Origin of the sequence: Ruminococcus bovis, assembly GCF_005601135.1 — a bacterium.
GTDB lineage: Bacteria > Bacillota > Clostridia > Oscillospirales > Acutalibacteraceae > Ruminococcoides > Ruminococcoides bovis.
Genome location: NZ_CP039381.1, coordinates 2217282 through 2237635, shown reverse-complemented (window position 1 = coordinate 2237635; position 20354 = coordinate 2217282). Strand labels below are relative to the sequence as shown.

General features: G+C 30.9%; 18 protein-coding genes and 2 pseudogenes. 9 read left to right on the top strand and 11 right to left on the bottom strand.

Annotated elements, in window-relative coordinates; genetic code table 11:
* Positions 1-8 precede the first annotated feature (8 nt).
* The 9 genes and pseudogenes from E5Z56_RS10520 to E5Z56_RS10485 form a co-directional block, all read right to left on the bottom strand.
* Positions 9-713, bottom strand: a complete 705-nt coding sequence (locus E5Z56_RS10520; protein WP_138157749.1) for an N-acetylmuramoyl-L-alanine amidase — start codon at positions 711-713, stop codon at positions 9-11.
* Between the two features lie 183 nt (positions 714-896).
* Positions 897-1310 carry a hypothetical protein gene (locus E5Z56_RS11955; protein WP_232842442.1) on the bottom strand — a complete coding sequence of 138 codons (414 nt, stop codon included), beginning with the start codon at positions 1308-1310 and terminating at the stop codon, positions 897-899.
* A 159-nt stretch (positions 1311-1469) separates the two neighbouring features.
* Positions 1470-1628, bottom strand: a pseudogene (locus E5Z56_RS12250) (Ig-like domain-containing protein); the annotation flags it as partial.
* A gap of 10 nt (positions 1629-1638) precedes the next feature.
* On the bottom strand, positions 1639-2403 hold the full coding sequence (locus E5Z56_RS10510) for an Ig-like domain-containing protein (RefSeq protein ID WP_138157748.1): 765 nt from the start codon (positions 2401-2403) through the stop codon (positions 1639-1641).
* A 334-nt stretch (positions 2404-2737) separates the two neighbouring features.
* Positions 2738-5152 (bottom strand): Ig-like domain-containing protein, encoded by a 2415-nt coding sequence (locus E5Z56_RS10505; RefSeq protein ID WP_138157747.1) that lies wholly within the window; start codon positions 5150-5152, stop codon positions 2738-2740.
* Positions 5153-5393: 241 nt separating this feature from the next.
* Positions 5394-6071 (bottom strand): ABC transporter ATP-binding protein, encoded by a 678-nt coding sequence (locus E5Z56_RS10500; protein ID WP_138157746.1) that lies wholly within the window; start codon positions 6069-6071, stop codon positions 5394-5396.
* A 1-nt stretch (position 6072) separates the two neighbouring features.
* A complete protein-coding gene (locus E5Z56_RS10495; protein WP_175405467.1) occupies positions 6073-7167 on the bottom strand; it encodes an ABC transporter permease in 1095 nt (364 codons plus the stop codon).
* 112 nt (positions 7168-7279) lie between these two features.
* Positions 7280-8437: an ABC transporter permease gene (locus E5Z56_RS10490; protein WP_138157744.1), complete on the bottom strand. Its 1158-nt coding sequence runs from the start codon at positions 8435-8437 to the stop codon at positions 7280-7282.
* Between the two features lie 93 nt (positions 8438-8530).
* Positions 8531-8890 (bottom strand): hypothetical protein, encoded by a 360-nt coding sequence (locus E5Z56_RS10485; protein ID WP_138157743.1) that lies wholly within the window; start codon positions 8888-8890, stop codon positions 8531-8533.
* A 185-nt stretch (positions 8891-9075) separates the two neighbouring features.
* Between E5Z56_RS10485 and E5Z56_RS10480 the strand changes: the two genes are divergently transcribed.
* From E5Z56_RS10480 to pulA, 7 genes are all read left to right on the top strand, one after another.
* Complete coding sequence (locus E5Z56_RS10480) at positions 9076-9306, top strand: helix-turn-helix domain-containing protein (RefSeq protein WP_138156152.1); 231 nt, start codon at positions 9076-9078, stop codon at positions 9304-9306.
* 168 nt (positions 9307-9474) lie between these two features.
* On the top strand, positions 9475-9696 hold the full coding sequence (locus E5Z56_RS10475) for a hypothetical protein (RefSeq protein ID WP_138156469.1): 222 nt from the start codon (positions 9475-9477) through the stop codon (positions 9694-9696).
* Positions 9693-9968 (top strand): integrase core domain-containing protein, encoded by a 276-nt coding sequence (locus E5Z56_RS10470; protein WP_138156198.1) that lies wholly within the window; start codon positions 9693-9695, stop codon positions 9966-9968. The genes E5Z56_RS10475 and E5Z56_RS10470 overlap by 4 nt, the downstream gene beginning before the upstream one ends.
* 374 nt (positions 9969-10342) lie before the next feature.
* Positions 10343-11044, top strand: a complete 702-nt coding sequence (locus E5Z56_RS10465) for a LytR/AlgR family response regulator transcription factor (RefSeq protein WP_138157742.1) — start codon at positions 10343-10345, stop codon at positions 11042-11044.
* Between the two features lie 303 nt (positions 11045-11347).
* Complete coding sequence (locus tag E5Z56_RS10460) at positions 11348-12310, top strand: sensor histidine kinase (protein WP_175405466.1); 963 nt, start codon at positions 11348-11350, stop codon at positions 12308-12310.
* 161 nt (positions 12311-12471) lie between these two features.
* Entirely contained in the window at positions 12472-13383 is a 912-nt protein-coding gene (locus tag E5Z56_RS10455; protein ID WP_138157740.1) for a Fic family protein, read from the top strand.
* A gap of 387 nt (positions 13384-13770) precedes the next feature.
* The gene (pulA, locus tag E5Z56_RS10450) at positions 13771-16902 is read left to right on the top strand and encodes a type I pullulanase (protein ID WP_138157739.1); all 3132 of its coding nucleotides are present in this window, start codon (positions 13771-13773) and stop codon (positions 16900-16902) included.
* A 49-nt stretch (positions 16903-16951) separates the two neighbouring features.
* Here pulA and E5Z56_RS10445 read toward each other — a convergent pair whose 3' ends face one another.
* Both E5Z56_RS10445 and E5Z56_RS11735 read right to left on the bottom strand, forming a co-directional pair.
* Complete coding sequence (locus tag E5Z56_RS10445) at positions 16952-17533, bottom strand: nitroreductase family protein (RefSeq protein ID WP_138157738.1); 582 nt, start codon at positions 17531-17533, stop codon at positions 16952-16954.
* A 2-nt stretch (positions 17534-17535) separates the two neighbouring features.
* Positions 17536-17931: a fibronectin type III domain-containing protein gene (locus tag E5Z56_RS11735; protein ID WP_269801955.1), complete on the bottom strand. Its 396-nt coding sequence runs from the start codon at positions 17929-17931 to the stop codon at positions 17536-17538.
* A gap of 336 nt (positions 17932-18267) precedes the next feature.
* On the opposite strand from E5Z56_RS11735, the pseudogene E5Z56_RS10435 reads away from it, so the two are divergent.
* Together E5Z56_RS10435 and E5Z56_RS10430 are read left to right on the top strand one after the other, a co-directional pair.
* Positions 18268-19431, top strand: a pseudogene (locus tag E5Z56_RS10435) (IS110 family RNA-guided transposase); the annotation flags it as partial.
* Positions 19432-19933: 502 nt separating this feature from the next.
* Positions 19934-20344 (top strand): hypothetical protein, encoded by a 411-nt coding sequence (locus E5Z56_RS10430; RefSeq protein ID WP_138157736.1) that lies wholly within the window; start codon positions 19934-19936, stop codon positions 20342-20344.
* The last annotated feature ends 10 nt before the right edge of the window (positions 20345-20354 follow it).

The window sequence follows — 20354 nt, the reverse complement described above, 5'->3', positions numbered from 1 at the left end:
ACATTCCTTTATAAATTTGAATTCATTAATCCTTGAAAAAGACAATAAGAAAATTTCTTTTGATATTCTTTGTCACATAGTAAATATGTTTCATTTTCATTTGATAAGAAACCACATTCCACAATTATTGCCGGTACTTTTGCATTATCTAAAAGAAAAATACCGTTGGACTCTTTGCTAATTCTTTCATTATCATTTTGTAAATTAGATACAACAGAAGTTGTAATATTATCTGCAAGAACTTTAGAAAGTGGATTTTGTTTTGAATAAAATACTTGAGTACCTGAGCAAGACTTTGCCGGAAAAATATTTTGATGAATACTAATAGCTACATTTTTTAGACTACTGTTATAAATATCAAGTCTTTTGTACATATCAGACTTTTTTCTTTTAGCTATTGTATCAAGTGATTTATCTGCAATATCATTTTTGTCATTACGAGTTAAAACAGTATCGTAACCATTTAGTTTAAGAATATCATTAAACTTTAAACCAAATGATAAATTAACATCACTTTCATAAACATTATTTACACCAATTGCTCCGGGGTCTTCCCCACCATGACCACAATCAATTACTATTACAGAATTTTTCTTGCTTTCAGTTGTATTTATCATAACTGAACTTTGGCTTACTGCTGTAAATATCATAATAATAAAACAAAGTATCAGTGTTGTGGATAGTACAAAAATATAACCTTTTCTTCTCACCATATCAGCTCCTATTACTGTATATGCAGAGAAAATAGAAATAGACTTTTATACAAAATATATTATAGCACACATAACAACATTTTTGTTGTGATATGCAATAATTTTTTATTAATAATAAAAAAGAGTATGTAATCACATAAATAACTACATACTCTTTGCGCTTTTATTCGATTGTATTTCCAATCACTCTTTCACTAGAGGAATGCCTTTTAGTTTTAGACCTGCATTTGTTCCCCAATACATATATACAGTATAAGCATTCATATCTTGTGCTTTTACAGGATATACATAAATGTTAACAATGTCATCAGTATTATCGTATTGGCAGAATTGCTTCCACCCATTCCAATTAGAGTCAAGTATTTTTTTAGGGTTATACTTACCACTATTATAAAAACTATAATCATCTAATAATTGAAGAAAATTCTCAAGTGACTTTCCAGGTTTTAAGTTTTTCCATTCAAAGCCATTGTCAACTTCATCTTGAGATCGTCTCCAAGTCCACATACCAATTGTGCTTACATATCTATCATAAATAGAAATGTTATTATTAAATGTAGTAGTTGTAACAACGCACCACTGCGAACTACCAACCATATTAGGATTTATTACTGCACCACAAGACTCAAAGTATTTATTTAAAGCATCTACATATGTTTTAATATTTTTAGGTTCATTAAATTCATCCTTAGAAATCTTAGTGTAGAAATTAATTGGTGGTTTTTTAACCTTTACAATTAACTTTACTGCTTTTTTACTACTATCTTTTGCCCTTGCAATAATTATTGCTGTACCTTCTTTTATACCTTTAATAAGTCCACTAGAAGTAACTGTAGCAACTTTTTTATTACTAGATGAATAAATTATTCCTTTATTGTTTGCATTACTAGGGGCTACTATAACATTGAATTTAATAGTTTTATTCCTATACTTCCTTAGCCTGTTTTTTACTGCTGTAAGACAGTTTAGTTACAAGTTGTTTTACAGTAATCTTACACTTTGCTGCTTTATTACTACCGTCCTTTGCTCTTGCTGTGATAGTTACTGTACCTCTCTTTCGTACTGTTACTTTACCATTACTATCAACAGTAGCAATATTCTTATTTGATGTGTACCAATTAACAGCTTTATAGGTTGCATTATTATTTCTAATTGATTTCTTAAGTTGATATGTTATATTCTTTGTACTTCTGTTAAGAGTCACAAAAGATTTATTTAAAGTGATTTTCTGTACCTTTTGACCTACAACAACAAACACCTTTGAAAACTTGTTACTACCGTCTTTCGCTCTAGCAGTAACATAAGTAACACCTTTATTTGTTGTTGCTTTGATTTTACCATTCTTATCTACAGTAGCAACCTTGGTGTTATTTGATTTCCAAGTTACTGACTTGTTATAGGAATTACTAGGATATACTGTAACTTTAACTGTTGCAGTTTTTCCTTTTTTAGAAAGACTTATGATACTCTTGTTAACCTTGATATTTTTTACTTTAACAATAGGTTCTGTAGTAGTTGGAATAATGGTACTTTCAGTTGTTGCAACAGTACTACTTATTTCAGTAACAGGTTCTGTTGTGTTTTCAGCAGTATTGCTTTGTGTAATATTATCGCCTAGAGCTAAATAACTTACACATAATGAACTTGTAATTATAGTTGCTATTATAAGAAATGATAATAACTTTTTCATTTAAATTTCACCTTCTGTATTGATTTCTAATAAAGGAACAAATACATTATAGTATTTTTCATTGTTTTCTTTTTCTGTACTGATTATCACAGGAAAAAACAAAATATTTTCCATTACAATTTACCTCAATTCCATATATTAAACCATAACCTCTATCTACCATTAAATTGTAGATAGAGGTTTTAATTTTAGTGCGTTCTATATTACTTACACATTTTACTAGGTAATAAATAACTGATATAAAGCGAGAATTAATTATTAAAATTAATTATATCGTTAATTTGCATTTCTAATAGTTCATATACCTTTAATTTAATTAAAAATTCATCATTAATTATGCGTATTTGTAATATTTATCAGAATCTTTCAATTTATAATATATTTCGCCATTATTATCAATACCATAAAACACAGTATTAGTTTTTTCTATGGTATGATTATCAAAATTATTTACATAAAACAGTTTTTCATACATAGAATACGGTTTATCCTTTGTACCAAACATAATACTACCACTAGTAGCATCAGAATTGTACCATTTGCCGGATGAAGTCTTAATCACATTCCATTCATGAGTTACATCACCATTATCAACAATACGATTTTCAAGTCCGGCTAGCAAACATAGATACTGATAAGCAGCTGCATAGTCAGCACATACACCTTTTTTATATAATATAGAGTATTTGTATGAGTATGCATGTTCATCATCGTATTTAATATTAGTAGCTACCCAATCAAATACTGCATAATACTTATCATCCACATTTGTATATTGTGATAAATTTGCTTTCTTTAATATATCCATTGATGTGGAATATAATTTTTGACCTTCTGTCGTTGTAAAAGTGTTTAAAGCGAAGTTTTGAACATCATGTTTGCCGTTATCTAAATCAAACAAACAATCTCTTTCAAAAGTGTGATCATTCATAGCACTATCTAATAGTGTTGCATTTCTTACAGAAACTAATTTAATAATCTTATTGTAAAAGGCAGTTTCATTTTTTACATTAGTATTGTATTCACAATGGATACCAATGTAAGGATATTCATAGCCTTTTAAGTTATAGTTCATATATGCATCAACGAAAGCATCTACAAGTTCTTTATCACTATAGACATACTTCATTTTGTATCTGTCACCTAAGTAGTTTACATAACCCCAAGTTGGCTTCTTTTTAATAGTTATATTAGTATTAAGGGTATAGTTTTTCTTTGTTTTTTTGCAGGTGACAGTAACCTTTGCTTCACCCTTAGCTTTTGGCACAATTGTTCCATACTGATTTACATACGCAATCTTATTATCACTTGACTTATATGTAAACTGTGTCTTTAAGTTCTTTAACTTATTGTACATACTTTTAGAACAATTTTTCTTCTTATATATATTCTGAATATTTGAATATAAGTTTACAATATCAGAAATATTCTTATTTTCGCCTTTATAAAGATTGATTTTCTTTGGAACTTTGTTTACTGCAATTTTGTAGCCATAAGGATATGCACCTTCTTTTACTGTTACTGTACACTTTCTTTTAATGGACTTTAAATCAACAGTAATTACAGCTTTACCGGCCTTCTTTGCTACTAACTTACCATTCTTCTTATTTACTGCTACTACACTAGAATTGTTAGAAGTATAAGTACCTTTAGCACCCTTAGATGTGATTACATATGTATCACAAACTTTCATATTTTTCTTTGATACTGAAATTGTAGGGTTTAACACTCTTACTGTAATTTGTTGCCATACACCATTGACTTTAATTTTTAATTTTGTTCTACCTGCTTTTTTACCTACAATCTTACCTTTTGAATATCTAGCAATTTTGTTGTTGGCAAATGAATAATAAGGGTTGTTCTTTTTACCTTTTGCTCTACCACTAATCTTCAAAGCTTTACCATTATTCACATACATAGATATAGTTCTTTTTTTATCTACATTTTTGATAATAGGTCTGATTACTTGAACTTTATATGTTAGAGTAATACCATTTGTCTTTACCTTAATAGTTGCTTTACCTATTTTCTTTGCAGTAATATTACCCTTACCATTTACAGTTGCTACCTTTTTGTTTGAACTGCTATATGATTGTTTACCTACTTTACCACTAATGCTTAGTTGCCTTTTATTAAGAATAATAATCTTATTTGTTTTGCTATTACTTTTAATTTCAGCATTAGTCTTAACAGAAATGTTTACTAAAATATTAACACCATTTCTTGATACTACAACTTTAGTATTACCTTTTTTAATACCTTGTACAGTACCGTTTTTATTTATTGTAACAATTTTAGGGTTATTACTCTTAAATTTTAGTGTTCCTGTAACACCCTTCTGCTTTCCAATATTAACTTTTTGACCTGCTTTTAGGTTAATATTTTTTCTTGTAATAGGATATTTTACATTAACACTACAAGTTAATTCATAAGTATCATCAATTTTTGCAGTAACAGTAGCTTTACCTTCTTTTAACGCTTTGATATTACCATTGTTATCAACCTTAACAATACTATTGTCACTAGAGGTCCAATTAATTGATGTGATTTCTTCAGTAGTAGGAATAATATTTAGCTTATTACTATCACCAATATATAATGATAGATTTGTTTTATCTAGTTGATAATCATAACTTGAAACAATACTTGTATTTTGCTGAGAAGCACTTACTGTATTTACACTACACATCATTGAAAATAACATTACTAAACTTAATATAACTGATAATACTCTACTTGTCTTTTTCATATTTATTCCTCCTAAATTACTGTTGTAGCCACCATTAATTACTAATTCTATTATAATATCTTATTATTTGACAATCAAGTAAAACATTAATTTATATATAGAAACAACATATATATTGCAAAAGTCCCACAACAAGTGTTGTGGGACTTTTTTATGTATGAGACTTAGGAATAAGGATAAATCAAGATAACTTATTTACAAACAAAACAACTTATCTACAAACAAGATAACTTATCTACAATTAAGATAATTTATCTACAATTTTGCCGTCTTCTATATAGATAACATAGTTACATTTTTCTGCTACCTTTTCATTATGGGTAACAAGGATAAGTGTTTTGCCTGACTCGTTGATTTCTTGCAACAGTTCCATTAGTTCTTCACCTGTAGTGCTATCCAATGCACCTGTAGGTTCGTCAGCTAGGATAATATCAGCATTTGACACTAAGGCTCTTGCTATTGCAACTCTTTGTTGCTGACCACCTGATAACTGAGTAGGCTTTTTCTTGGCATATTTCTCTATGCCTAGTCGTTTCATATAGTATTTTACTCTATCCTTCTTTTCTTTATAAGGATACTTCTGACAGTTAAGTGGTAGCATAATGTTGTCGAATACTGTGTATTCATCCATTAAAGCAAAATACTGAAAAACAAAGCTGATAACCTGGTTTCTTAACTTACTTAACTGCTTATTCTTCATCTTACTGACATCCTGACCTTTCAGGATATATTCACCGGAAGTTGGTGTATCCATACAACCAAGAATATTCAGTAGTGTGGATTTACCTGAACCGGAAGGTCCCATAATTGCACAGAAGTCACCTTTTTCAATAGTTAGGTCAACACCGGCAAGTGCCTTTGTTTCGGAGTCACCTTTACCGTAAATTTTAGTAATATTCTTTAACTCAAGTATTTTCATATTATTTTCCTCCTATTAAATCCTTTGGTTGTACTTTTCTCAACTTAAACACAAGAACAAGAAGTGATGGTATACACATAAGTAAAAATATACCTATACCTATCAGCACTATGCCATAAGATAAGTGGAAACTAGAAAAATAGTATGCAGAATATATTATTTCTTTACCACCGGAACAACTGATATACGCAATAAGTAGAGCTGAAAGGAAAGCTAAAATAGAAACTACAAGGAATTCACCCCATAACAGTAACAGTACCTTTTTAAATGAATAACCACATGCCATACGAATTCCAATTTCATTCTTTCTCATATACATATGAGATACAATAAGAATAGATGTACCTATTGTGACAAATACAAGAATAATTAATGAGAAAATCACCCAACTAATGTCCTGACTTACACTTTCAGAATATGTTTCATTTAATTCTGTTGAAATAGTTTTTGCTTCTACCACAATGTTGTATTTCTTGGCAATTTTATTTATCTTATAAATTGCATCATCACTATTTACATTGTCATTAAGGATTGAATAATAATGCATTATTGGGTTTTCAGAATCATTAACATAGGCAACCATCACTGCATTATCAATTACCATAATCATTCCTTCAGAGACAGTTTGATAAAACCATTTACTGTTTGGTTCAAGAATTCCTACTACTTTATAATATTTATCATTAACATCATGATAGCTATCCCCCACCTTTAAGTTTTGGTTGTTAGCAAACTCACTACCTAAAATCATTAAAAATGGTTTAGATTTACTACCGGTTGCATTTTCTTTTCTAAAGTCTGCATCAGTAAAATACCTACCGGTTGCAACATTAATTTTCTTTAGATTTTCACAACCTTTAGCAAGTTCTACACTATCGAAATCATCCTCTGTATCACCAATAACACGAGTATCAGGAGTTAAATCGCTATTACGCCATCCCGTTAAGCCATTAACTAAATTAGCATTTAACAATTCTTCTTTAAACTTACTGAAGTATTTACTATCTTCATTTTGAATTAGCATATGTAATGTTCTCTTAGGATTAGAATCCAGTTCGCTATTAGCTGATATATTACTGTTTACAACAGCTTGCATAGATATAGTAGTAGAGAAAAAGTATAAAATAGAAAACAATACTTGAAGAAATATCAGAATATTGAACAGAGTTCTCTTGGAAATACTTTTTAAAATTTCTTTCATATATTACTCACCCCTCTTTCGCCTTTAATGCTTCAGCAGGTTCTACCTTAATTGCTTTAATTACAGGTATCAGTGTTGTGACAAGCGCAGTAACAAGTACCACAACAAGACCTATTACAAGATTAGGTAAATATAGTTGTAGAGTATAGTCAGCTATACTACCAACTACAACACTTAAAACAAACTGCATAATAATTGCTATTATAAAAGAAATAATTGCAAAACCAATCATTTCTGTAAAAATCATTTTCATAATTGAGCCACTTGTAAATCCAAATGCCTTTCGTACACTAATTTCATACTTTCTCTTTTCAATCCAGAAGATAGTGATATTAATTGCAAAAACAAGTGTAACTAAGTAACCAATAACAGCAATAGATAAAATCTTATCAGGATTTTCAGCTGCTTGACTAAGCACTTGATCACTATTACTTTGAATTTGTCCCAAATCTTCAAAAGAAAAGTCCTTAAGAATACTTTTACCTTGACTTTTCATAAATTCTTCTGACTTTGAATAATCACCTAAATTGCTATACATTATAAAAGAAATTCCCAAATACTTATTATCGTTAAATTCTTCAAAACAATTCTTTGGAAGGGATGTACATGGCATTACAATTCTTCTATCCCATCTTGATTCTTGATTTGCAAAGCCGATTATACCGACAACTCTATATTCTTCTTCTTCAATTTTTATATATTTTTCATTATTTTTCTTATAGGAATATTCATCTAATGATGAACCAATCAGAACCACTTTGTTTCCGTTCTTAACATCATCAGCAGTGAAATATTTTCCTGATACTAAAGGATAATGCCATATATCATCATTTTTAAAATATTCAGCACTGGCACTACAATAACTATTAACTTCAGAACCATCAACATGAAGATATAAATTATTTAAATATAGTCCGGTATCATTATCAATTCCGGAAAACAATTGATTAAATATTTCATTATTACAATCTTTTTTCAAATTTCCATCAAGTGTATAACCTTCGCCATTAGGTGCAATATTCTTATCTATTGTCTTTTCTCCATAAAATAAACTTGATACAAAGCTAGTGCCTATTGATATTAAAAGGATAGATGTTACTAATCCGAAAACCAAAAGGCATGAAAGCAAGGGAGAATTCTTTATTCTTGACATAATTAATTTCATAAACTTAACATCTCCTTTAATAGTGGAGGGTATGCAAATATATAAATCACTATATTAATATTCGCATACCCAATTAAAATAGCTAACTAATAGTTATGTTTCCAGCAATACGGCAATTCTAGTGTTCTTTTTATCATTATTGCCTACACGACCATAATGCTTTGACATAAACTCATAAACACCGGATTTACTTCTATTAACTTGAGCTTTAGTTGCGCCAATAGACATTCCTAGCTTTGTATATTCACTAGAAAATATTGGGCGTTGCCATAAAACAGTCTTAAGAGTGTAACCTTTTTTACCTGACCATTCAGAAGTAGCTATACCATTATCAGCACCACTTGTGAATGTACAATCTAAAGAACAGTACACTGTTTTATTTTGGTAAGTAGGTCTTTGTACTTGGCTTGCAGCAAAAGCATTTAATGGTACAATAGTCATAGCTACTGTCATAAATATAACTGCTACCTTAGCAACTTTTCTTTTATGTATGTGCTAAAATGATATGACCCAATAAAAAAGAGGAGTAACTTCAAAATATGGTATAATGGAATCGCTCAAAAACATTAACCTAAGAAAGAAGTACTCCTCATGAATATAATAACACAAGAAGCAAAGAAAAAGCAAGCCATAGTAAAATACGCACTAAGAAAAGGAAAAGCGAAGCAAGTAGAGTGTACGGTGTAAGTCTTTCAAGCGTAAAGAGATGGTGTAAACAATATGACGGTACCTGGCAATCGCTATTGCCTAAATCACGCAGACCACATAGTCATCCCAACAGACACACAAAAAGAGAAGAAAGACAAATTAGAAATTCTTTTAAAAGTGCTATGAAAGATATGGATGGGATGGAGTATACAGTGATTTAAAGAGAAAAGGATATACAAGAAGCTATTCAGGAATGATATATGCTGCAAAAAGAATGGGCTTAGTAAAATATAAAAAGACCAAGAAAAGAGCCGTAATCATAGAAGATATCCGGAGCTGTTAATACCTGGAGAAAAGGTGCAGATAGATGTAAAAGAAGTGCCATACAATTGCTTAAGAGGCAAGGCTTTAAGGGACGGAAAGCATTTTATCAATGGACTGCAATAGATGAATGTACAAGAATGAGATTTGTATATGGGTTTGAAGAACATACACCGGAAAACTCAACTAAATTCTTGAAAATGTTATTAAAAGAATTTCCGTTTAAAATAAAACGGTTCAAACAGATAACGGAAGAGAGTTCACATATAAATATCAAAGCAGTGAAGTGAAAAGTCCTTTTGAAATAGAATTGAACAAATTAGGTATAAATCATAAATTAATACCACCACGAACACCTTGGCACAATGGGAAGGTAGAAAGAAGTCATAGAAACGACCAAAGATATTTCTATGATTGGGAAACATTCAAAAATATTGAAGAATTAAATACAAAGTTAAAAGGACATTTAGAATGGAGTAATAACAAGACAATGAGAACACTTGAATACAAAAGTCCAATGCAGTTATTGAGTGAAAAGTTAGAATTGAAATCCATTAACTGATAATTCATAATCAAAAAGTCAGTAAAACAAGCGAAATATTAAATCATATTTTATTTTTACCCTAAAACGGGTCATATCTATTTACAACACAGATGCTACCTTAGCAACTTTTCTTTTAAGTATTGACATTTATATAACCTCCTTCCCTATAAATTTTATATTACACTGTAAAATATAAATGATACTTCACAGTATAAAACAAAAATTATTAAATGGTTTGTCTTGATGACATTTACAGTATAATCTTTTGGACGGTGATTTTTTAACTTTTGGTACAACAGGTATAAAAAATTGACGCAAATGCACAATAGACTACTTTATTTGTTAAGGAAAAGATGGTATAATATAGCCAAAAGATAAATATGAGGTAAAGTATGAGAATAGCAATATGTGATGATGAGGCATTATTTTTGTCCCAATTAAAAAGTAAAATTTATGAATATTCAAATAACCACAATTTAGAGCCGGTAGTAGATGAATACACCGTTGGAAGTAATTTGATTAATTCTAATATTAAATATGATATTATTATCCTTGACTACCAAATGGATAAAATTGATGGTCTGGAAACTGCAAGACAGTTGCGTAATGGGATTAATGAATTTGCTTGTATTATCTTTCTTACTAATTACGGTGAAATATCTATTGACGCTTATTCTGTGGATACATATAGATTTGTATTAAAAAGCACTCTTTGGGATGGACTTTATAATGCACTTGATGACTATAGAAAGCGTATGAGTACAGGCAAAAGTATTTCTGTAAAATCTGACAGAAGTTATATAACTGTTGATACTGATGATATAGTTTTTATTGAGTCACAAAACAGAGTTACATCTATTCACTTATCTGACAATAATATTATTGAAACTAAGACACCTTTATCCTCTATCTTTGAGTCGTTACCTCATACCGACTTTTTTAGGGTACATAAGTCATTTATCGTAAGCTTTAGGTATATTACAAGAAGGGACTTTTCTTCCCTAAATGTTACCGGTTATGACTATGAGATACCTGTCAGCAGAAAATACACAGCCGATTTTAAAGAGGCTTACTACAATTATTTAAAGGAGTAATTTATGGAATTAGATTGTTTTGTGGAATTCACATGCATTTCCACGATTATATGGTTTGTATTACATTATGTAATGGATGTTAAATTTACTAAGAGATTTATTATTGTACCGATAGCTACTTTCGTAATATGTTTTTATTTGCTTATTGGCAAGTTTGACTATAAATATATTTTTGGAGTTGGATTAGAGTACATTTTGTTGCCTATTCTTTGTACAAAAGATGTGAAAAAAACAGTAGTCTTATACACATCATTGTTGACTACTGTCTTGGCTTATTTTATATTTGGTTTTATTTATTTTATAATGGATGGCACTATACTTGCTTTAGAAGATGAGGCTTATTGTTTAACTATGATAATCTCTATATTATTAGTTATAAAAATGACTAAAAAGATTGATATTGTTGGAATAATGAAATTATTATCAACAAAAGTTAAGGTAATTTTATTAGTTTTTCTATGGGCATTATTTTGTTTTTATACTTTTATTAATGACTATCTTTCATATCAACCTAGAGAATTATTACTAGCATATTCATTCTTTCTATACTTAATTATCTTTGGTTCAGGGCTTTTAATTTTTATGCTAATTAGAAATATTAAGAAAAAGTCATATTATGAAAACCTAAGCAACATTATGGATGTTAGATTAACCGAACAGGTTAAGCACTATGAACAAGTAGAAAAAACCGACAATGAACTAAGAAAGTTCCGTCATAACTATAAGAATATGAAAATAGGCTTAATGTCATTACTTAACAACAAAGATACTGACGGTGCTAAAAAATATGTGGCTGACTGTGATGAACTGCTTGATATTGACTACACACTTTATCAAACAGGTAATTCAATTATAAATGCTATTCTGTCTGATAAAGCTATGAAAGTTAAGGACAAGGGTATTACAATTAAGTTTACGGGACTTATCCCTCAAACTAAAATCAGTAATACTGACTTATGCATTATCTTCGGTAACATTCTTGACAATGCTATTGAGGCAGTAGAAAAAGTTGATGATAATATTGCCAAGGAAATAAATATTGATGTTTATAAGAAAAAGGATTATCTGTTTATTACAGTTACCAATCCTACTAAAACAGAGGTAGCTATTAAGGACAATAAAGTTGTCACTTCTAAAGATGATAAGGACAATCATGGTTTGGGACTTTCTTCTGTTGAAGAAACTTTGAAGAAATATGACGGTCACTTAGATTTAGATTGTAATAACAATAAGTTCACAACTTCATTTGACTTTTGTGTTGTGTGATGTAAAAGTACATATAACATCAAACGACCTCCTTGTTACAACAAGGAGGTCTAACTGTTTTAAATATATTTAATTTAGCATTTCACCTTTACTTGTTCTTATCAAACCTTTACTTTTCTATTAAAATTGGTTATAATAAGTAAAGGAAAAGAGTTGATAATATGATTTCATATACAGGACTAATTGAAATACTAAAAGAAAAAGGACATACAAAAACCGACCTTACAAAAGAACTTGGCATATCATCAAGAACTATTGCTAAAATCGGTCATGGTGAAAAAATAGCTGATAATGTTCTTAAAAAGATTGCTTCATTTTTAGAATGTGAAGTAAACTCATTGTATCGTAATATAACTGACAATCCATTATTACAAATACTTCGTGATGAAAAAAGTATTCGTCTATCAGGTGGTTTATATCACGAACTTCAAATTCGTATGACTTATAACTCAAACCACATAGAAGGCAGTAAACTAAGTGAAGACCAAACAAGAATGATATTTGAAACGAATACCATAAATGTTGGTGATGGCGTTCCTGTTGATGATGTTATTGAAACAGTAAATCATTTTCGTGCTATTGATTTTGTGATTGATAATGCAGAAAAAACACTAACTGAAGATATTATCAAAAGGTTACACTATATTCTCAAACAAAGCACAAGAGATTCATCTTTAGAATGGTTTGCAGTAGGTGACTACAAGAAAAGAGCAAATGTTGTTGGTGGTCGTGAGACAGCAAAACCAAAAGAAGTTCACAGTAAAATTATAAATTTACTTACTAAATATGAATCTCTAAAATCTGTTACAATAGATGATATTATCCAATTTCATTATGATTTTGAACGAATACATCCATTCCAAGATGGTAACGGTAGAGTTGGTCGTTTAATTGCGTTTAAAGAGTGCTTACGGTTTGGCATTGTGCCTTTTATTATTGAGGATTCAAAAAAGATGTTCTATTACCGTGGTCTATCAATGTGGGAAACTGAAAAAGGATATTTAAGAGGTACTTGTCTTGATGGACAAGATACATTTAAAAAACTTTTATCAATGTTTGATATTAATTTATAATAATAGCAAATACCACCTTCAAATTGAAGGTGGTATTTTTTCGTAGTAATTTTATATTTATATGAGGAATATAAAAAGTATTAGTCTGCAATCTTAGTCATATTACCATTTGAGAAAGTATATGTACCTTTTTCAAAATGATAGTTTTGACCGTTTCTACTGTCTGAAAAATATTTATTTATAAAATTTTAATAAGATTTTTGCACTTTGATTTCTATTTTTATATATAATATTAAAAATATTTTGTATATGCATGTAAATTTTACTTGTATTCTGTTCAAATATATGATATATTAAAGATGAAAAATGGTTCGTGAAATAAATAATAAAGGAGGATAATTCTATGAAAACTACAAAAAGGTTATTTCTGCAATACTTGCAATTTGTATGCTAGTGTCAACAGTAGTTGTATCAAGCTTTGCAGCTGCAACAGATGAAATCTCTTCTGTTTCATCTAGTTACGCAAGAGATAATTCTTACACAAAAGCTGCAGAAGACATTGATGCAGAGTATGCTTACTCCGGTGATGATCTAGGTGTAACTTACACAAAAGAGGCTACAACTTTCAAAGTATGGTCGCCTACTGCAACCGATGTAAAAGTTAATATCTATGCAACGGGTTCTGATGATGAACAAGGTGCACATGATATTGGCACATTTGTACTTGAAAAAATGCTTGTTAACGGCGAATGGAATGGTGTATGGACACTTAAACTTGTGGGTGAATGGAAGGAATTGTATTACACATACTCAATCACAACCACTGATACAACACACTTAGGTTCTGATGTTACTAAAACTTATGAAACACAGGATGCATATTCAAGAGCCGTTGGCGTAAACGGTAAACGCTCAATGATTGTTGACCTTAATGATACAGATCCTGATGGTTGGTCAAAGGATAGTCATGTTCTTCTTGACAAGTCAACACAGTCTTCAGTATGGGAACTTCATATAAAAGACTTCTCTTATGACAAATCTTCAGGTGTAAGTGATGCTAACAGAGGTAAGTATCTTGCTTTCACAGAAAACGGTACAACTCTTAACGGTGAAGGTAAGGTTTCAACATGTATAGATTACCTTAAAAATCTTGGAGTAACAACAGTGCAACTCAATCCATTCAATGACTTCCAGACAGTGAATGAAGCAGGTGATGATACTCAGTATAGCTTAGGCTATGACCCACAGAATTTCAATGTTCCTGAAGGTTCATATTCTTCAAACCCATATGACGGTAATGTAAGAATTAAAGAGTGTAAAGAAATGATAAAGGCTCTTCATGATGCCGGTATTTCAGTTGTAATGGATGTTGTTTACAATCACACTTATTCAACAGATACATGCTTTCAAAAAACAGTTCCAAACTATTATTACCGAATGACAACAACCGGTGCATTCTCTAATGGTTCAGGTTATGGTAACGAAGGTGCAACAGAACGTGCAATGTACAGACAGTACATAATTGATTCCCTAAAATATTGGGTAAATGAATACCATATTGATGGTTTTAATTTTGACCTTATGGGTGTTATGGATGTTGAAACAATGAATATGGCAAGAGAAGTCCTTGACAAAATTGACCCAAGAATCACTATGTGGGGTGAAGGTTGGATGAATGGTGACTCCTACCACCCTACTAACACATGCTCAGGTACAAAGTTCTATCCTGCAATTCAATCTAATTCAACTAGACTTAGCGACAGAATTGGTATCTTCAATGATTCAATGCGTGATGGTATAAAAGGCGATGCAAATAATATCAAAAACTCAGGTTTCATTCAAGGTGCAAAATTATCTGCAAAGGGTGTAGGTTACGGTATTCGTGCTAACAGTTCGGGTACATACAGGTGGAAAGCTCAAGCTCCTTCACAATGTATAACCTATGATTCTAGTCACGAAAATGCAACCCTATATGACCAAATTCTTGGTTCTACCGGTCTTGCAAGTTATGGTACAAGAAATTCTAATGCTATAAAAATGAATAAACTTGCAGGTGCAATTATCTACACATCACAAGGTATATCATTCACTCTTGCAGGTGAAGAAATGGCTCGTTCAAAAGGTGGGGACACAAATAGTAACAAATCAGATGCTCAGGCTAACATGATTAAATGGAAAAATATTGTTGATAATGCTGATGTAGTGTCTTACTATAATGGTATGATGCAAATTAAATCTGCATTCTCCCCTCTTACTGCTATGGATACCTCTTACGCAAATAATTTCGTTTTCACAAATAAGGTAAATGCAGCTACAAACCTAATTTCTTTTACAGTTACAAATGATGTTGATGGTGAATGGAATAAGATGGCTGTTATTTATAACAGTGCAAGGACACCGGCTGATGTAACTCTTGCTGACACATCTGTAACAGATTGGGTTATTATTGCTAACGGTGAATCAGCAGGTCTTGATTCTCTCGGCGAAGTAACAGGATCTACATTTACAGTTCCTGGCTATTCAGCTATTGTTGCTGTTGACAAAGCAAGTTATGAATCAACAGGTATTCATTCTTCAAACGGTAAAGTAAAGGTTAACTACGTTTATGAAGGAACTGGCGAAAAACTTGAGGATTCAGTAGTTCTTCAAGGACCAATCGGTTCAGGTTATGTAACAGTTCCAAGTGTAGGCGTACCTGATACTTATGTATTAAGCAATATAAAAGGCGATGCAGAAGGCAAGTTCGATTCTTCTACTAAGGAAGTTACATACTACTACACCGACTACATCCCTGAGTCAATTAAGAATGCAGACTTCAATGGTGACGGCAAAGTAAATGTAAAGGATTTAGCACTTCTACAGAAGTATGTTGCTAAACTTAAAACACCAACAGTTGATGAGAAAACTCTTGACCTTAATTATGATTATAAATTTGACATTAAGGATACAGTAATGTTAGCGAAAGCTATGGTTAAGAAACCTGTTTCAACAGGTAAGGTAACAGTAAATCATTATTATACTGATGATAATGGTGTTCAGAAGAAACTTGCTGACTCAGTGGTATATACAGGCAGAGTTGGTAGCACATATGATTCAAAAGCATTTAAGGTTGTTGGCTATAAAGTTGATACTAGCAGAACTCCAAGAGTTTCAGGCTATATTCCTTTCGGTAAGGCTGAAGTTAACTATTATTATTTACCATCAAGCCTTAATATTACACTTCATGCTAAGCACAATGGTTGGCTTACTTGGACACCTTACATTTGGTCTTGGAGTTCAAACCTTAAGGGAGCTGATTCAGGTAACTATCAAGATGTATGGCCAGGTGATCCAATGGCTATGGGCGAAAATGGTTGGTTTGATTATAACTTCACTTACAGGGACGCAGGTACATATAACATTATCATATCTGATAATGCAACTAACCAGACGATTGATTATAAGGGCTTTGTAGATAATGAAATGTGGATAGTAATTGATGACTCAGCTATTATGGGTGGTACTTATCTTACATTCTATACTGATAATCCTGACACTAACCCTAATGCTCCAATTGCTGAACAGGTTACTCTGGGTTAATTACAAATAACACAAGAAAACACCTTGCTATTTAGCAAGGTGTTTTTAGTTATCTATATTCAAGAATATCTTGTAACGGTTTCCTAGGTCTTGGGTTTGGTGACTCAGCACAATAACCAACAGTTACTGCACCAATTAGTTGACCATCAGAATTAATAAACTTCATCAAATCATCATAAGCGAAACAAGTGTTTCCAACCCATAAAGTACCTAAACCAAGTTCAGTAGCTTTTAATAGCATATTTTCTATTGCAGCACCAATTGACAAGGAGTCGCAAATTTCAGCTACTCTACCATCCGAATCAATTGGTTCATATGGTGACTTACCATTTGTATTCATAACAATAATTACTACCGGTGCTTGTCTCATTACTCTTAGTGTATTAAAAGCATCCGGTAAACCAAAGCCGGACTTAGGCAGAAGATTATGTTCCTCTTGTTCTATATACAATGCCTTTTCCATAACATCTAGTAATTTTGACTTTTCATCTTCAGTAAAAACAATAAACTTCCATGGTTGTCTATTTTTTGCAGATGGTGCAAGTCTTGCAGAATTGATTATTGTTTCAATTTGGTCTTTACTAACCTTTTGGTCAGTATATTTTCTGATACTTCTTCTTTCTTCAATCATAATTACTTAACCTTAGTATTTTTAGATTTAGACCATTCGGAATAAGCAATTTTCTTATTCTGCACTACATATGAACGAACTCTAACATAATACTTTTTATTACTTGTAAGTTTCTTAATTGTAGTTTTTGTTGTGGCATTCTTATTAATCTTAACTGTTTTTGCTGACTTAAAGTTACTTTTTAGACTATACTGAACTTGATAACCTATAGCCTTAGCAACTTTCTTATAACTAACAGTTAATGACTTTTTGCCACTTTTCAAAGTTAGACCGTTTGGTGTTTGTAACTTGAGTTTAGAAGTTTTCTTATCTTTATAACTATATCCACAAGTTGAGCATTTATGTAGTGTATAACCATCTGTTGTATAAGTTGGTTTTACAACTGTGTTCTTATACAGATGATTACAAGTTACACTAAAGTTTACTCTAACAGGTTCATAATAAGGATAATTTAGAATAGGGGTTAATTGAAAAATAACACTATCTCCTCGTATAATAAAGTAGTAGTATTTATAGACCCTCCAAGGTCTGTGTGCTATAATGATAGAGATACTGTGGATTGTTTACAATCTCCTACCACTTGATGGTTTTTGAAAGGCTACAACCACAGTCTCTTTGTATATTTGTTAATTAGTTAGATACCGCATGACGGTTTATTTAGAACGAGGTTACAATCGCAAGGAGTACCAGTGGTCTAAACAGTATCAAAAATACACTCACAAGGAGTTTTCATTATGATTTATATTGGAATTGATGTTGCTAAAGATAAACACGACTGTTTTATTACCAATTCAGATGGTGAAGTCTTATTTAAATCTTTTACTATCTCTAACAATCGTGAAGGCTTTGAAACCTTATTTCAGAAAGTACAATCCATTTCAGATGATTTAACAAAAGTAAAAGTAGGACTTGAAGCCACCGGACACTATAGTTACAATCTTCTGGGATTCCTTCTTGATAAAGGTTTGCCGACCTACATTATCAATCCATTACATACAAATCTATACAGAAAAAGTTTAAGTCTTAGAAAGACGAAAACAGATAAAGTTGATGCCCGTACAATTGCTTCTATGATTATGTCTGATGTAAACTTAAAGTCCTACTCAGATACATCATACCACAATGAGGAGCTAAAGTCACTAACTCGTTATCGTTTTGATAAAGTAAAAGAAAGAGCAAAATTAAAATCTTCTATTTCTAGACTTGTATGTATCCTTTTTCCTGAATTAGAAAAACTCGTTCCTACACTTCATATGGCTTCAGTTTATGCCTTATTATCTGAATTTCCATCTGCTAATGCTATCGCATCTTCACACCTTACCAGACTTACCAATTTGCTATCTGAAAATTCACATGGACGATATGGTAAAGATACAGCCAATCTAATTCGTAATACTGCCAGAAATTCTATTGGCTCACATATGCCGGCAAAATCTTTAGAACTAAAACACACTATTAAGCTTATCAAAGAATTAACTACTGAAATTAATGAAATTGAAACAGAAATCAAATCTATTATGGATAAAATTGATTCTCCAATACTTACAATCCCAGGTATCGGTTACAATACAGGAGCTATGATTATCGCTGAAATTGGAGATTTCAACCGTTTTGATTCAGCTGATAAAATACTTGCATATGCCGGAATGTCACCTTCTACCTACCAATCCGGTCAATTAGAGAACTGCCATTCGCATATGGAAAAGCGTGGTTCAAGGTACTTACGATACGCTCTATACAATGCAACAAAATATGTTTGTTACTGGGATGAATCTTTCGGTGTATATCTTGGTAAGAAACGCTCAGAAGGCAAACATTACAATGTTGCATTATCCCATGCAACAAAGAAACTTGTTCGGTTAATTTTTGCAATGGAGAAATCTAAACAACCATACCAACCAACCAACAGTTTAATTCTTTTCATAAATATCTTATTTTTGAGCACCATTTATGATGCTCTTTTTGTCATACAATTTTTTATAATTCCAATATGATCTAAAGAATTTTTTTGATTAATTCAAAATATCTTCATTATAGCCTTGACTTTTAATAGTTAGTCTTTAATAATAATCATTTCATTTTTAGCATTCATTTTCTCACCATTAGCAATTTCTTCTATTATCTACACTTAATATAAATTTTAAAGTATTATTTACCTGTTCAGTCTTTTTTAACTATCATACTTATAATAGCACACTTATTTCACGTTTTCAATTGTTGATTTTGCATTAAGTAATAATTTATCACACGCATTACATAAAAAATAGAAAATATAATGATTTCTTGACTACACTTTTATATTACTTTATACTTTAATTATATTTTAATTTTCTGTATGGCACATAGTATTCTGAATGAATAGCTAATAAATTATTTATAATTACATAATAGGAGTGCAATATGAGTAAAGGTATAGGTGCATTTGTTAAATTAGTTTTTGAAGATAGTGAAACTGTCATATACGAATATGGTAGTTATAATTTGAATGATGCAAATTACTACAATGAAGAACATATATGTGATGGGATAATTACCATTGATAGAAACTGCTTTGCTGAACCTGAAATTCATAAAAAATTAAAAAAGATGCCTAGTGGCAGAAAAAAACTAATCATAAAACGAATTCCGGTTAGTGTGGATTACAATAAAATGATTAGGGATGGAAGAATTGTTATTGAAAATTGCAGTAATTGTTGGGAATGCTATTCAAACAAAAATACTGATATAATGGCATCATCCATTCTATTCTATCTATTTTTACAGTATCAAATAGATGGTAAATTGCCGGAATATCTTAATTATAATGTGTAACATTGAACTG